Here is a 14,471-nt window from a genome sequence, read left to right on the forward strand (position 1 = left end):
CGACTATCCTCGATAGTAGCCGGGCGTTACGAAAGGCATGGAAGTGACGTTCATCGGGAGCTGCTTGCCGCGCACCAGTGCATAGACGGCGGTACCGGGAGCCTCCCATTCTCGAGTCACATACCCCATGGCGACGGGTTTACCGACGCTAGGTCCGAAGCCCCCCGAGGTCACCACACCGATCTCGTTACCCGCTTCGTCAACTAGCAGGCTGCCTTCACGGACCGGCGCTCGTCCTTCTCCGACCAAGCCCACGCGCTTTCGGGGATGATCTTTGGCATCCACTTGATGCAGAATCACATCGGCACCCGGAAAACCCGCTGCGCGCTCGCCACCGCGCCGACGGGACTTACCAATGGCCCAAATCAAACCGGCTTCGACGGGCGTGGTGTTCTGATCCATATCGTGGCCATAGAGACATAAGCCTGCTTCAAGGCGCAGAGAATCCCGAGCCCCTAAGCCAATTGCTTCGACTTCCGGCTCAGCCAGTAGCGTCTCTGCTAACGCTTGGCTCTCGTCGGCAGCGACAGAGATCTCGAAACCATCCTCACCGGTGTAGCCGCTGCGGCTGACCCAAACGTCATGCCCCGCCAGCGTATAACGCCCATGCTGCATGAACGTCAATTCGCAAACCTGGGGGCAAAGTCGCTGCATAACTTCCCGAGCTTGGGGTCCTTGTAGTGCCAGCAACCCGCGGTCGAGCACGTCAATTTGGTGGCTATTCCCCAAATTGGCACGCAAATGGGCAATATCTTGCTCTTTGCATGCCGCATTCACCACCAGATAGAAGTGATCCCCTGCATTGACGGCCATCAGATCATCGAGAATGCCACCGTCGGTACTGGTGAAAAGACCATAACGCTGCTGCCCTTTTTGCAATCCCACCAAATCAGCGGGAATCAAGCTTTCCAGCGCTTCAGCGACTTGCTCACCCGACACTAGAATCTGTCCCATATGCGACACATCAAACAAACCGCAGTGCTGACGGGTATGCTCGTGCTCTTTTTTTACCCCTAACGGGTACTGCACCGGCATCTCGTACCCAGCGAAAGGTACCATCTTGGCACCCAGTTGTGTGTGCAGCGTGTGAAGTGGCGTTCGGTTCAGATCAGTCATGGCATATCCTCTATCAAAAAAGAGAAACGGGAAGCCTAACTAGGCTTCCCGGCTCTACTACAACGTGCATGGCCCTTAAGCGCAGGCCTTACTTGTCATGATCCAGGGCTTCGCCCGGCAGCACGTCCTTACCTGCAAAATAATCCCGAGTCAGCTTGAAGACAACGGGAGAGAGCAGCGCCAACGCAATCAGGTTGGGAATAGCCATCATGGCGTTGAAGGTGTCGGCCATCAGCCAGATAAAGCCCAGCTGAGCAATGGCACCCAACGGAATGGCCAGCACGAACAATACGCGGTAGAGCATGATGGAGCGAGTGCCAAACAGAAACTGGCAGCACTTCTCCCCATAAAAAGACCATCCCAAAATCGTGGTGAAGGCAAAGATCGCCAGCGCAATGGCCACGATTTGGTTACCAAAACCAGGCAGCGCTGCATCGAAAGAGAGCGCGGTCAGTGACGCTCCCGCCTCTCCTTCCATCCACACCGTCGAGGTCAAAATGACCAGCGCAGTGATGGTACATACGATGATGGTATCGATGAACGTCCCCAGCATGGCAATCAAACCCTGACGTACCGGATTTTTCGTTTGTGCCGCTGCGTGGGCGATAGGTGCGCTCCCCAAACCGGCTTCGTTGGAGAAGATACCGCGCGCCACACCAAAGCGGATGGCAGCCATCACCGCGGCACCAGCAAACCCACCGGCCGCTGCCATGGGGTTGAAGGCGTAGTAGAAGATCAGCCCAAAGGCATCGCCAATTTGGCCTGCATTGACGACCAGTACCAGCAAGCCCGCAATGACGTAAGCAATGCCCATCACCGGCACCAGTTTACCAGCAACCTTGGCAATACGTTTGATGCCGCCGAGAATCACCGCGCCTGCCAGGACCATGATGATGACGCCGGTTAACCAGTGAGGAACACCAAAAGTGGCATCCATGGCGTCCGCTACCGAGTTGGACTGAACGGTGTTACCGATTCCAAACGCCGCCACTGCGCCAAAGAAAGAGAACAGGCCGCCCAACCAGAGCCACTTACGGCCTAGGCCATTTTTGATATAGAACATCGGCCCGCCCACATGATAACCGGTGCTATCGGTCTCCCGGTAGCGCACCGCCAGCACTGCCTCGGCAAACTTGGTCGCCATACCCACTAACGCGGTGATCCACATCCAAAAAACGGCGCCAGGGCCACCGAGCGCAATGGCGGTTGCCACACCGGCGATATTACCGGTACCAATCGTTGCCGATAGCGCGGTCATCAGCGCGTTAAAGGGAGAAATTTCCCCCTCATCGCTGGGCGTTGACGATGCCTTTGCAGACGGTTTGGCATCTCGTCCTTGCCACATTAGCTTGAAACCCATGCCGAGTTTGCGTATCGGCATCAGTTTCAAGCCAATTTGCAGATAGATACCGACCCCTAGCAACAGGATCAGCATCAACGGGCCCCACACAACCCCGTTAATAGCGCCTAATAGGCTGGTCAATGTTTCCACACGACTCTCCTTACCCAATTCGATTGATGCGTTTGTTATGAAGGTTAGGTTGCTCACCCACCACCCATCAGGCAGATGAAAACACCAAGCGTCTCTACCATAGCGCTTAATTCTCGCTGGAAAAACGCATGATGAGTATGTTTTACACCATTTTCTTAGTGGGCATCCACGCCCGTGTCGCTTGCTAGCAGAGAAAGCTTCTCTTTATGAAATCGACAAACGACCGGAGGCTAGGAAAAGGCGCTCCACAAGTGAGGTTTTAGTACCAATGAAGAAACTTGTTTCCGATAAGAAACACGGTACCATAGAGAGACTCATACGCTCCATCGAGCTGGCTACAGTCGCCAAGGCGAACGACAAGCGCTAGTATGCCGTTGTTCCGTCCACTGAATGCAAAGGGAAACATCATGAGCAATCTTCCTGCCAATCTTCGTTACGCTGCCAGCCACGAATGGGTGCTGGACAACCAAGACGGCACCGTGACCGTTGGGATCACTGACCACGCACAAGAAGCATTAGGCGATGTGGTGTTTGTCGAGCTACCCGAGGTCGGTCAAGCCCTGAATAAAGGCAAGGAGTTTGGTGTCATCGAGTCCGTCAAAGCGGCTTCCGACCTTTACTCCCCCGTCGATGGCGAAGTGGTGGAAGTCAACGAAGCCCTCGAAGACGCCCCTGAAACGGTCAATGATGCCCCTTACGAAGGTGGCTGGATCATGAAAGTTCGTGTCACCGACCAAGCCCTTGAAGGCTTATTAGACGCCGATGCGTATCAAGCGACGCTAAGCAACGACGACTGATCAACGTCGCCTCAGCGCCTGCCCATCTGACAGGCGCTGATCGATCGCCTCTGCACGGTTTTCTCATCACGTCCGGAATCTCCCCATGCCTTTCGAATCACGCCGTTTGGCCGAATTGGCCGACCACGATGCTTTTATCAAACGCCATAACGGGCCAAGCCCCGACGATGTCGCCACCATGTTAAAAGCGCTCAACATGCAGCGCATGGAAGACCTGATCGAGCAAACCGTGCCAAGCGATATTCGGCTTGGTCGTGAACTTGCCCTTGACGACCCTCGCAGTGAAGCGGAAGCGTTGGAGTACTTGAGCCAGCTTGCCCGTCAAAACCGCGTCACCAAGAGCTATATTGGCCAGGGTTACTACAACACCCATATGCCAGCAGTGATTCAGCGAAACGTGCTGGAAAACCCAGGCTGGTATACCGCCTACACGCCTTACCAGCCGGAAATTTCTCAGGGCCGCCTGGAAGGTCTGCTCAATTTCCAGCAGGTCATCATGGACCTAACCGGCATGGAACTGGCCAATGCCTCCTTGCTGGATGAAGCCACGGCCGCCGCAGAGGCCATGGCGCTTTGCAAGCGTGGCAACAAAAAGAGCAAGTCGAACGCCTTTTTCGTCGCCGACGACCTCTTTCCGCAAACGCTAGACGTCGTGAAGACCCGCGCAGAGTTCTTCGGCTTCGAACTGATCATCGCTCCTGCCGAGCGCCTTGCCGAGCACGATGTATTTGGCGCACTGGTGCAGTACCCCTCTGCTAGCGGCCGCGTTATCGATCTCGCCCCAATGCTCGAGGCGGCGCAAGCGCGCGGTATCATGACATGTGTAGCGACCGATTTGCTCAGCCTGGTACTCCTCAAAGAGCCGGGCGCAATGGGCGCAGACATCGTCGTCGGTAACTCGCAGCGATTTGGTGTGCCTATGGGCTTTGGTGGGCCACATGCCGCTTTCTTCGCAACCTCCGACAAACTCAAGCGGTCGATTCCAGGGCGAATCATCGGTGTCTCCAAAGACAGCCGAGGCAAAACGGCGCTACGTATGGCCATGCAGACTCGCGAGCAGCACATTCGTCGTGAGAAAGCGACCTCGAACATTTGCACCGCGCAAGCGCTACTGGCCAATATCGCTGGTTTCTACGCTACCTATCACGGGGCTGAAGGTCTGCGAAAAATTGCTGGCCGCGTACACCGCCTCACCACGGTGCTGGCAACCGGCTTGAAGCGCGCAGGCGTTCAGCTAGCCAACGACACGTGGTTCGATACGCTGCGCCTCACGCAGGTGGACGCGGGTAAACTTCATGGCCGCGCCATGACCCACGACATCAACTTGCACTATTTCGCCAATGGTGACGTAGGCATCAGCCTGGACGAAACGACCACTGCTCACGATGTCGCTGCCCTTTTCGACGTTCTGCTGGGCGATGAGCATGGTTTGGCGGTTTCCGCACTAGATGAGCAGGTCGTTGCCGAGCAGCTAAGTTGGATTCCAATGGCGTACCAGCGAAACAGCGATTTCCTGACGCACCCAACGTTCAAGCGCTATCGCAGCGAAACCGAAATGCTGCGTTACCTAAAGCGTCTCGAAAACAAAGATTTGTCGCTAGCCCACGCCATGATTCCGCTGGGGTCATGCACCATGAAGCTCAATGCGACGAGCGAGATGATTCCTGTCTCTTGGCCTGCGTTTGCCAAACTGCACCCGTTTGCCCCCCGCGACCAAGTGGCGGGGTATCATCAAATGATCGATGAATTGGCGGCGTTTCTGGTCGAAGTCACCGGCTATGACCACATCTCGATGCAGCCCAACTCGGGTGCCCAGGGCGAGTACGCGGGCCTGCTGGCCATTCGCCGTTACCAAGCAGCACAAGGTGAAGCGCACCGTGACGTCTGCTTGATTCCTAGCTCGGCACACGGCACGAACCCTGCCTCTGCCGCCATGCTAAGCATGGAAGTGGTCGTCGTCGAATGTGATGCAAACGGCAACATCGATTTAGAGGATTTGACCCGCAAAGCCGAACAGCACAGCGAGCGTCTTTCAGCGGTCATGATCACCTATCCATCGACGCACGGCGTATTCGAATCTCACGTTCGCAAGGTATGTGACGTGGTACACCGGAATGGCGGACAAGTGTATGTCGATGGAGCAAACATGAATGCCCAAGTAGGCCTAACCCGCCCTGGTGACTTCGGTGGTGACGTTTCTCACCTCAACCTGCACAAAACGTTTTGCATCCCCCACGGCGGCGGTGGCCCCGGCATGGGCCCCATCGGTGTGAAAGCGCACCTTGCTCCGTTCGTCTCCAACCATGTGGTGACGCCCATTAACGGTGTCAATCCAGACAGCGGCGCGGTCTCGGCGGCGGCTTTCGGCAGTGCGTCCATTCTCCCGATTTCATGGGCGTACATTAAGATGATGGGAGCCCGTGGTCTGCGCGAGGCTACCGAGTTGGCCATTCTCAACGCTAATTACATTGCCAAGCGTTTAGAAGCCTCCTACCCGATTCTCTATCGCGGTCAGAACGGCACGGTCGCTCACGAATGCATCATCGATATCCGTCCGCTAAAGAGCGCCTCTGGCATTAGTGAAGAGGATATCGCCAAGCGCTTGATGGATTATGGCTTCCACGCGCCGACCATGTCGTTCCCGGTGCCGGGCACGCTGATGATCGAGCCGACGGAGTCAGAGTCACTTTACGAAATTGACCGCTTCTGCGATGCCATGATTGCGATTCGTGAAGAGATTGCGCGGGTTGAAAGCGGTGAGTGGCCGCTGGATAACAACCCGCTGGTGAATGCGCCGCATACGCAAGCCGACCTGATGGATAGCACCTGGGAACGGCCCTACGACCGTCAGCTTGGCGCCTTCCCTACCGAAGCGGTGATGGCGTCTAAATATTGGCCTTCGGTGAACCGGGTCGACAACGTCTTTGGCGATCGCCAATTGATCTGCTCGTGCCCTAGTATCGACGAATATCGCCAATAACGCTTGAACGTTTAGCAGCCAATAGCGCCCCTGGCCCGTTATTCGGGTACCAGGGGCGTCGTTTCTTGAAGACGCTGGTCGTGAAAACCGTTCAGCAGTTTTTCATAGCGCTTAGGCAGCACGGAGTCTTGGCGGCGCAATAGATAGAGAACTTCATTAATCGCTTGCGGCAGCGCTAACGCCTTGACCTGCCGCTGCCAAGGCGATGTTTCGAGCACTAGGCGCGACACCACCGTAAAGCCCAACCCACGTGCTACGGCGTCCAACACCATGCTGACCTCATTAGTGAAGCCCTGATGGCGAAAGTGTGTCATGGAGCGAAAATCATCGGGGTAATTCGCGCGCAACAGGGCGTTGGCGTGATTGATACCGTCGTAGTAATTGATGAAGCCAATGCCCATTAGCTCCGATAGCGTACTGCCTGCAAAGTCAGCGGGCACCACCAAGCATAGCGGCTCTTTGTGCCATACCGTACAGGTAAGCTCTGGATGATTGACCTGCTCGGTCACGATACCGATGTCGTACCGCCCTTCTAACAGGTCGTTGACGATCTCATGGTTGAACGCAAAGCTGTAATTGACCGTGAGATTGGGATGCATCTGTTGCTGCCCTAGGATATAGGGATAAAACATCAGTCCCACACTGCCGGGCGAGGCGATGCGGCACTCGCCGCTATCCAGCGAATCATCATCGAGACCATGGCGAAATTGCTCATGCTCGGCAAACAGCTTTAACGCATAGTCGTAGGCACGACGTCCCGATTCGGTCAGTGTGAAGCTCCTACCACGACGCTCGAGCAGCGTTTTGCCCAGATAGCTTTCCAACTTGCGAATATGCTGGCTAACCCCTGGCTGCGTCATTTCTAGGCGACGCGCCGTTCGTGTGAAACTGCCAGTTTCCACCAACGTTATAAACGTCCGAAAATATTGGGCATTAAACATAGGGTTCGAACAACATCCTCATTATCCATCATCGTTAGCCGCTCTTTGGCGTACTAACGTCACCGTCGCGGTTCGGCCTACCGTGCGCGCCGATGGCCTAGAGTAGCATAAACCCCGCGGGATCGGTCGCAGGCCCCACTGCTGAACCGTATTAAGCAGCGTGCTAGTATGCAGGCTCGTTATGAACACACTTAGGGATAGTTCAACTAATGACGCAGCCCCCAGCGCCTCGTGCCACGATTTCCAGCATTATTTCTCCCGAAGGCAGCCTTGAAGTCCTCTCTCAGCATGAGGTCAACCGGCTGAAGAGCACGTCCAAAAGTGGTTTGCACGATTTATTGCGCCGATGTGCGCTAGCTGTTCTCAATTGCGGCAGCCCCACCGATGACAGCTTGGCGATCCTCGAAGCCTACAAAGACTTCGATATCGAGGTCCTACAGCAAGACCGGGGCATTCGGCTAAAGCTGACCAATGCCCCCGCTGAAGCCTTCGTGGATGGGCGCATGATTCGCGGTATTCGTGAACATCTCTCGTCGATCATTCGCGACATCGTCTACGTCTATAACGAGATTCAGCAACATAACCGTTTTGACCTAACCACCGGCGAAGGCACGACCAACGCGGTGTTCCACATCCTGCGCAAGGCGGGCACGCTTAAACCGGGCCGCGACCCGAGTCTAGTCGTGTGCTGGGGTGGCCATTCGATTTCTCGCGAAGAGTATGAGTACACCAAGGATGTGGGTTACCACCTTGGGTTGCGCGATTTGGACATTTGCACCGGCTGTGGCCCCGGCGCAATGAAAGGCCCCATGAAAGGTGCCAACGTGGCGCATGCCAAACAGCGCCGTAAAGATGGCCGCTACCTGGGTATTTCGGAGCCGGGTATCATCGCCGCCGAAGCCCCCAACCCCATCGTCAACGAACTGGTGGTCATGCCCGACATCGAGAAGCGCCTGGAGGCGTTCGTTCGGCTAGGCCATGGCATCATCGTCTTTCCCGGCGGCGTGGGCACCGCCGAAGAGATCCTTTACCTGCTGGGCATTTTGCTGCACCCCAGCAACAAAGAGATTCCCTTTCCGCTCGTCTTCACCGGCCCAACCAGCTCGGCGGCCTATTTCCAGAAAATCGACGAGTTCTTGGTCTACACGCTGGGAGAGGAGATCCGCCGCTATTACACCATCATTACCGGCGACCCGGTGGCGGTCGCGCGCAAAATGCGTGAGGGCATCGATCAAATTGCCGATTTCCGCCGCCGACACCAGGATGCGTTCTATTACAACTGGCGCTTGACCATCGCGCGTGAGTTTCAAGCCCCCTTCGAGCCCACTCACGACGCCATGCGTGCGCTAGCACTCCACCGCCAGCAGCCCACGCATGAGCTAGCCGCCAACCTCCGCCGTGCTTTCTCTGGCATCGTGGCAGGTAATGTCAAAGAACCTGGCATCCGAGCCATCGAAGCCCATGGCCCATTCGTTCTGACCGCCGAACCGGCGCTCATGGAGCGACTGGACGCCCTGCTCAGCTCGTTTGTTGCTCAAGGCCGTATGAAACTGGATGGGCAGCCCTACACGCCCTGCTACGTGCTGAAATAGCACTATCGCCCAGGCAGGCACATCGGTGCCTGCCGACAGGTTCTGACCGTGATCATAGCTCTGCTTACTCTTGTCATTGCTGGCATCATCAAAGGTGCGATCGGCTCTGGCGTCCCCGTTGTCGTCGTCCCAGTGCTGACCATGCTCTACGATGTCAAATTGGCCATTGCGGTGTTGGTTGCGCCTAATTTATTTAGCAATGCCCTTCAGGTATGGCAATACCGCCACTCCCTTTTGCCCTGGCGCTTTTTGTTGACGTTCGCCATCGCTGGCGGCGTAGGCATCGTTCTCGGCACCTGGGGGCTCGTCGTCATCTCCCCAGACTATCTCTCGCTGGGAGTCGCGGGCGCCATTGCCATGTATCTTGCCATCAAACTTTCCAAACGTTCGGCCACGCTACCTTTATCCGTGGCCGAACGCATCGCTCTTCCCGTTGGCCTGTTGGCGGGAGTGCTTCAAGGCGCCGCAGGAATGTCCGCACCGGCATCGGTCACTTTCCTAAACGCCATGCGACTGGAGCGACGCGTCTTCATCGGGTCCATTTCGGTATTCTTCGTCGCCATCACCCTGGTGCAAATTCCTGCCCTTCTAAGCGCAGGCATTCTGACGGCTGAACGCACCCTCTACAGCCTGGGTGCGCTGATAGTGATTCTCACCGGCATGCCTTTGGGTGCTCGGTTAGGTAAGCGCTTGCCACATCGCTGGTTCGATAACCTGATCATGTGCCTGCTAGCCAGTATTGCATTGAAAATCATCATCGATACGTATTGGGCATGATCGACAGCCTCCTTCTTTCTGCAGAGTAGCCCAATTGCCGCTACACTAAGCCTGAGTTCGACGACCACACATCGCCGTCGGCCATGGAGTCATATCACCGCGTCTCAAGGAGAGAAATTCGATATGGAAATGATCGACCAACTGCAAGACGGTAAAACTAAAGCCTTCGCCAAGCACTGTTTCGAGCGTAACTCCCCCGAGGAGCTCAACAGCGCCGCAGAAGGCGCTCCCGATCAAGCAGAAATGGAGCACTGGGGTATTACCGCCGGTCAATGGGAAGAGGCCGTGGCGGCAGCGCTCGCCGATCACAAAGCGCAGGGATAATCATCTCGCTGCTGATGACGTTTCACACATACACAATTGTGACGCAGAGATGAGAACCGGAGACCGATAATTGGCGCACAGGAAACCCGGAGGTTTCTATGAGGAAATGGATAGTGATGGCCCTCGTCAACTGGCTTCGCAAGCCAGCCAATCGCCAGAAAGCCAAAGCAGCCTGGAATGACTTACGCGGGCAGCGAAAGCGTCCATCGGGCGCTTCCACTCCGATGTCAGGAAGAAGCACGCCTCGGCAGCCCAACTCCCCTAGCGACAGTCACCGCTAATCCTTTTATTACCCGGCGGGCCCTGAAACGGGGCCCGTTTTTATGTTGAGTGAAACACAAAAAAGCCGCTTCGATAAACGAAGCGGCTTTTCAGTATTGGTCGGAGTGACAGGATTCGAACCTGCGACCTTTGCAACCCCATTGCAACGCGCTACCAAGCTGCGCCACACTCCGATGTCTGTTTGGCATTTGCCTCAAGACGGTGCGTATACTAGCGCTTTATTAGCCAAATGAAAAGCCCTTTTTGCGCTTTCTTTTCAAATGGTTGCCGATGCGTCCAAGAGGCCGCTAACGATCCGACTCTTTTAACAGCTTGGCCATTGCATCATACACCTTCGGCGTGGTGATCAAGAGCTGTTCAGGATAAAGGTCGGCCGGCACCTCCTTGGGTATGTCTACCAGATGCCCCACGCGTGCGCCTGCCTCACGGGCAATGACCCAGCCAGCGACAAAATCCCAGGGGGAGACGGTTTCGTAGTAGGCGTCTAAACGTCCGCAGGCCACGTCACAAATATCCAGCGCCGCAGAGCCATTACGTCGTACGTCTTGGCAATGGGTCAGCGCCGCCTCCAAACGAGGCAACAGGGCCTTACGGGCAGCTTTATCGTAGGGGAAACCAGTGGCTACCAACGTATTGTCGAGGGACACTGCATGACTTGGTGCTATAGGCCGCTGATTGCAAAATGCCCCCAGCCCCTGAGCGGCACTGAACGTCTCGTTCAAAAACGGCGCGTGTACCACCCCCACTTTGCCGACACCCTGCTCGATCCATCCAATCGAGACGGCAACGTGACGAAGCCCTTGGGCAAAATTCACCGTACCATCGATGGGGTCCACTACCCATAACTGCTCGGCGGGGTTGTGTAAGGCCTCCTCAGGACGCAACTCTTCGCTAAGGCGTGCTTCCCCGGGAAAGTGCGCGTCTAATCGCTCACTGATGAGCTTATCGACGGCAACGTCGACATCGGTCACGAGCTCTATCCCCGCTTTTAACCGCTGGCTAAATGATTGCTGGTCACGAGCATGACGAATCATCTGCCCTGCTTCTTCCGCAATCGATATGGCCAGCGCCAAGCGCTCTTCCAAGGAAACGTTCGCCATAAGTGCTCCTGCTGTTTATGAGGTACATCACACATAAACTAGCATAAACGCTGCTCTTTTCGGCGGCTAGCGCAGTGCGTCGACCAGCACGTCGACCACGACACGCGTGGCTGCTTCGATCAACACCACATCCGCGCCAACACGCTCCCACTCATAGCCAGGGTATCGAGGTAACTGGTTGGCAAGCGGGCCATCAAAGCGCTTGGCGATACCAGGCGGCAGCGGCTTACCGCGCTCTAATTGGCGCTGAATGCCCGGCGGCAACGGCTCGGCACGGGGCGCATCGTACTGACTCAATAAGCGAAGCAGCTCACGCTCGTTGATACGTGGCAAATCGACCGAGCGATAATCCCGCTGATGATGTCGGCGAGACTCTTCGTGGCGCGACGAGTGCTCATGGGATCGCTGATCGTGGTGTTGGCGCGCACCGTGGGCTGGCGCATGGGCAGGCTGAGCCATCGCAGAGGTTTGCCAAAGTAGCGCGGTGATCACAATGCCTAAAGTGATGGGTTTCATCGCAAGCTCCTGAAGACAGTAATTCTAGCTAGGAGCTTTGAGTGTAAAAGGCAATTGCGCAGAGAGTGTGGAAAGATTAAAGCCGCTTGAGGTAAGCGGCTTATAGAATGACTTAGCGGCAGGCCTGCGGTAGCTGCGATGGGTTTGAAGTAGCCAACCCTGCGGCCGTTGAACCCGCTACTGGATCACAATTCCATGCGTTATCCGACAGTGTGTAAGTAAAGTTTTCCGAACTTAATACTGCTTGGCTGTCCTCTCCACCAAAGGAGGTTAAAGCTACATTTTCGCTGCCGTCTTCAGGTAAAGCAGTTGGGATTCCAAGGGCGCTTGCTACATCATCTTGAGAAGTATTATTGGACACTGCTTCAGCCTCTACTAAAGCCCTATACGAGTTCAATTCCCCATACTCAGCTGTGAGCTCAGCACGCTCAACATAATTCTGATACTGAGGCACCCCTACAGCAGCAAGCACACCAATAATCGCCACAACGATCAGCAGCTCGATGAGGGTGAAGCCCTGCTGCTTGAAGCGACGGGGCTGGTTGGATTGGATTGTTTGCATTGCGGGGTTCCCTTGCAGTGGTAGAGTCATCAGCAGACCAAAGGTAAGTGAACCTAGGCCTAACATACGGCTTACACTAGCCTACCGCCTTAGGGTTGGCAACCAGGTTTCTCAACCGCTCATCGACGTTTTTTCAGCCTATTTGGGTACGTTGCAAGCACCTCGTCAGTACCTCACGTCAGGCAAATATGGTACAACTCTCAGCACGATTCTTTAGCTTCCGAGTACGCCATGAGCCAAACCGCCCCAGAGTCGACGCTTAGCCATGCGGCCCTCAATGGAGGGTTGCGAGGCATTGCTAAGCGCCTGGTCAAGCATGGTCTTTTAACGGATGCGCAAGCGACCGTTGCAGAGACCACGGCGGCTGAACTCGAGATATCGCTACTGCAACATGTCATCGATAGTGGCTTGGTCGATGCGGATGCCGCAGCGGTGGCGGCTGCGTGGGAATATGGCTTGCCGGTGGTGGATCTCGAAGCCATACGTGTCAGCGCACTACCGCCTGCCAGCGACTACCCCGTCAAAATACTCGAGCGGCTGGATATTTTGCCTCTGGCTCGTCACGGTCACCGCCTGACCGTCGCCGTGCCCTACCCGGCCACATTGACCCAGCTCGATGAGCTGCAGTTCGCCACAGGGCTGAGTGTGGATGGCGTTCTGGCGCCTGCCGATCAACTGCGCAATACGCTAGTGCAGTACCTAGCGCAGAACGAGCGCAGCATGCTCGATGAGCTGGAAAATATCGATGATGCCGTCAGCGCGCTCAATATCGTTCAGCACGCTGATGGAGACGAGGTCGAACTCGACAAAGCCGCTCAAAATAGCGATGACGCGCCAGTCGTTAAATTCGTCAATAAAATCCTGCTCGATGCAATCAGCCGAGGCGCGTCGGACATTCATTTTGAGCCCTACGAAACGCAGTACCGGGTGCGTTTCCGTATCGATGGCATGTTGGTCGAAATCGCGCGACCACCTTTTGCGCTGCGCCACCGCATTGCGGCCCGCTTGAAGATCATGTCTCGACTGGATATTTCAGAGCGCCGCTTGCCACAAGATGGCGCCTTGAAGCTGCAACTGTCACGGACCCGCTCTATCGACTTTCGGGTGAACTCGCTACCCACGGTATGGGGGGAAAAAGTCGTACTGCGGATTTTGGATCCTACGTCCGCTCAGCTCGGGATCGACCAGCTCGGCTTTAGTCCTGAACAGCAGGCCGCCTATGAGTATGCGTTAAAAAAGCCCCAAGGAATGATTTTGGTGACGGGACCAACGGGTAGCGGTAAAACGGTGACGCTCTACACCGGCATCAATATCTTGAACCAAGTTCAACGCAATATTTGCACCGCTGAAGATCCGGTCGAAATCAAAGTATCGGGCATCAACCAGGTCAACGTGCTGCCTAAAATCGGGCTCAATTTTGCCAGTGCGCTGCGCGCATTTCTGCGCCAAGACCCAGATGTGGTCATGGTGGGGGAAATTCGCGATTTGGAAACCGCAGAAATTGCGGTCAAAGCGGCCCAAACCGGCCACCTGGTGCTCTCTACCGTGCATACCAACTCGGCGGCGGAAACGCTGACCCGTCTCGCGAACATGGGGGTGGCTACCTATAACATCGCCAGCTCGGTCAGCCTGATCATTGCACAGCGACTAGCACGCAAACTGTGTAATCAGTGTAAAACACCAGCCGACATTCCGGCGGAGGCGCTTCGTAAAGCAGGCTTCACTCAGCAAGATATCCGCAACGCGACGATCTATAAAGCGGTGGGCTGCAAGCAGTGCACCCAGGGGTACAAAGGGCGTTTAGGCGTTTACGAGGTGGTGCCGATTACCGATGACATGCGCCAACTGATCATGCGCGATGGCAACGCTATCGAGATCGACCAGCAGGCACGCCGCGAAGGTTACCCTAGCCTGTATCAGAGCTGCTTGAGCCGAGTTCTGGATGGCAGCACCAGCCTGGAAGAAGTCAATCGTATCAGCAAGGAGTAACGC

At 55.8% G+C, this 14,471-nt stretch carries 12 protein-coding genes and 1 tRNA gene; 6 read left to right on the top strand and 7 right to left on the bottom strand.

Going from position 1 to position 14,471, the window contains the following annotated elements; translation table 11 throughout:
• Positions 1-3: 3 nt before the first annotated feature.
• Both gcvT and MHM85_RS00645 read right to left on the bottom strand, forming a co-directional pair.
• Positions 4-1,116: a glycine cleavage system aminomethyltransferase GcvT gene (gene gcvT / locus MHM85_RS00640; protein WP_239283286.1), complete on the bottom strand. Its 1,113-nt coding sequence runs from the start codon at positions 1,114-1,116 to the stop codon at positions 4-6.
• An 88-nt stretch (positions 1,117-1,204) separates the two neighbouring features.
• On the bottom strand, positions 1,205-2,608 hold the full coding sequence (locus tag MHM85_RS00645) for a sodium:alanine symporter family protein (RefSeq protein ID WP_139527480.1): 1,404 nt from the start codon (positions 2,606-2,608) through the stop codon (positions 1,205-1,207).
• Positions 2,609-3,015: 407 nt separating this feature from the next.
• Here MHM85_RS00645 and gcvH point away from each other — a divergent pair, with 407 nt between their 5' ends.
• Both gcvH and gcvP read left to right on the top strand, forming a co-directional pair.
• Complete coding sequence (gcvH, locus tag MHM85_RS00650) at positions 3,016-3,405, top strand: glycine cleavage system protein GcvH (protein ID WP_139527479.1); 390 nt, start codon at positions 3,016-3,018, stop codon at positions 3,403-3,405.
• Between the two features lie 85 nt (positions 3,406-3,490).
• Entirely contained in the window at positions 3,491-6,385 is a 2,895-nt protein-coding gene (gcvP, locus tag MHM85_RS00655) for an aminomethyl-transferring glycine dehydrogenase (RefSeq protein WP_239283287.1), read from the top strand.
• Between the two features lie 38 nt (positions 6,386-6,423).
• On the opposite strand, the gene MHM85_RS00660 is transcribed toward gcvP, so the two are convergent.
• Complete coding sequence (locus MHM85_RS00660; protein ID WP_219861036.1) at positions 6,424-7,326, bottom strand: LysR family transcriptional regulator; 903 nt, start codon at positions 7,324-7,326, stop codon at positions 6,424-6,426.
• A 209-nt stretch (positions 7,327-7,535) separates the two neighbouring features.
• On the opposite strand from MHM85_RS00660, the gene ppnN reads away from it, so the two are divergent.
• The 3 genes from ppnN (at position 7,536) to MHM85_RS00675 (ending at position 10,019) form a co-directional block, all read left to right on the top strand.
• Positions 7,536-8,918, top strand: a complete 1,383-nt coding sequence (ppnN, locus tag MHM85_RS00665) for a nucleotide 5'-monophosphate nucleosidase PpnN (RefSeq protein WP_275443246.1) — start codon at positions 7,536-7,538, stop codon at positions 8,916-8,918.
• Between the two features lie 48 nt (positions 8,919-8,966).
• Positions 8,967-9,695 (top strand): sulfite exporter TauE/SafE family protein, encoded by a 729-nt coding sequence (locus MHM85_RS00670; RefSeq protein ID WP_139527472.1) that lies wholly within the window; start codon positions 8,967-8,969, stop codon positions 9,693-9,695.
• Positions 9,696-9,818: 123 nt separating this feature from the next.
• A complete protein-coding gene (locus tag MHM85_RS00675) occupies positions 9,819-10,019 on the top strand; it encodes a hypothetical protein (RefSeq protein ID WP_139527470.1) in 201 nt (66 codons plus the stop codon).
• Positions 10,020-10,397: 378 nt separating this feature from the next.
• Here MHM85_RS00675 and MHM85_RS00680 read toward each other — a convergent pair.
• From MHM85_RS00680 to MHM85_RS18335, 4 genes are all read right to left on the bottom strand, one after another.
• Positions 10,398-10,474 (bottom strand) — tRNA-Pro (locus tag MHM85_RS00680).
• Between the two features lie 114 nt (positions 10,475-10,588).
• Positions 10,589-11,401, bottom strand: a complete 813-nt coding sequence (locus MHM85_RS00685; protein ID WP_139527468.1) for an inositol monophosphatase family protein — start codon at positions 11,399-11,401, stop codon at positions 10,589-10,591.
• Positions 11,402-11,467: 66 nt separating this feature from the next.
• Positions 11,468-11,917 carry an anti-virulence regulator CigR family protein gene (locus MHM85_RS00690; RefSeq protein ID WP_153843349.1) on the bottom strand — a complete coding sequence of 150 codons (450 nt, stop codon included), beginning with the start codon at positions 11,915-11,917 and terminating at the stop codon, positions 11,468-11,470.
• Positions 11,918-12,029: 112 nt separating this feature from the next.
• Entirely contained in the window at positions 12,030-12,479 is a 450-nt protein-coding gene (locus tag MHM85_RS18335) for a pilin (protein WP_275443247.1), read from the bottom strand.
• Positions 12,480-12,710: 231 nt separating this feature from the next.
• Here MHM85_RS18335 and pilB point away from each other — a divergent pair, with 231 nt between their 5' ends.
• On the top strand, positions 12,711-14,468 hold the full coding sequence (pilB, locus tag MHM85_RS00700) for a type IV-A pilus assembly ATPase PilB (protein ID WP_239283288.1): 1,758 nt from the start codon (positions 12,711-12,713) through the stop codon (positions 14,466-14,468).
• The last annotated feature ends 3 nt before the right edge of the window (positions 14,469-14,471 follow it).

This window comes from Halomonas sp. McD50-4 (assembly GCF_022348135.1).
Lineage (GTDB): Bacteria > Pseudomonadota > Gammaproteobacteria > Pseudomonadales > Halomonadaceae > Vreelandella > Vreelandella piezotolerans.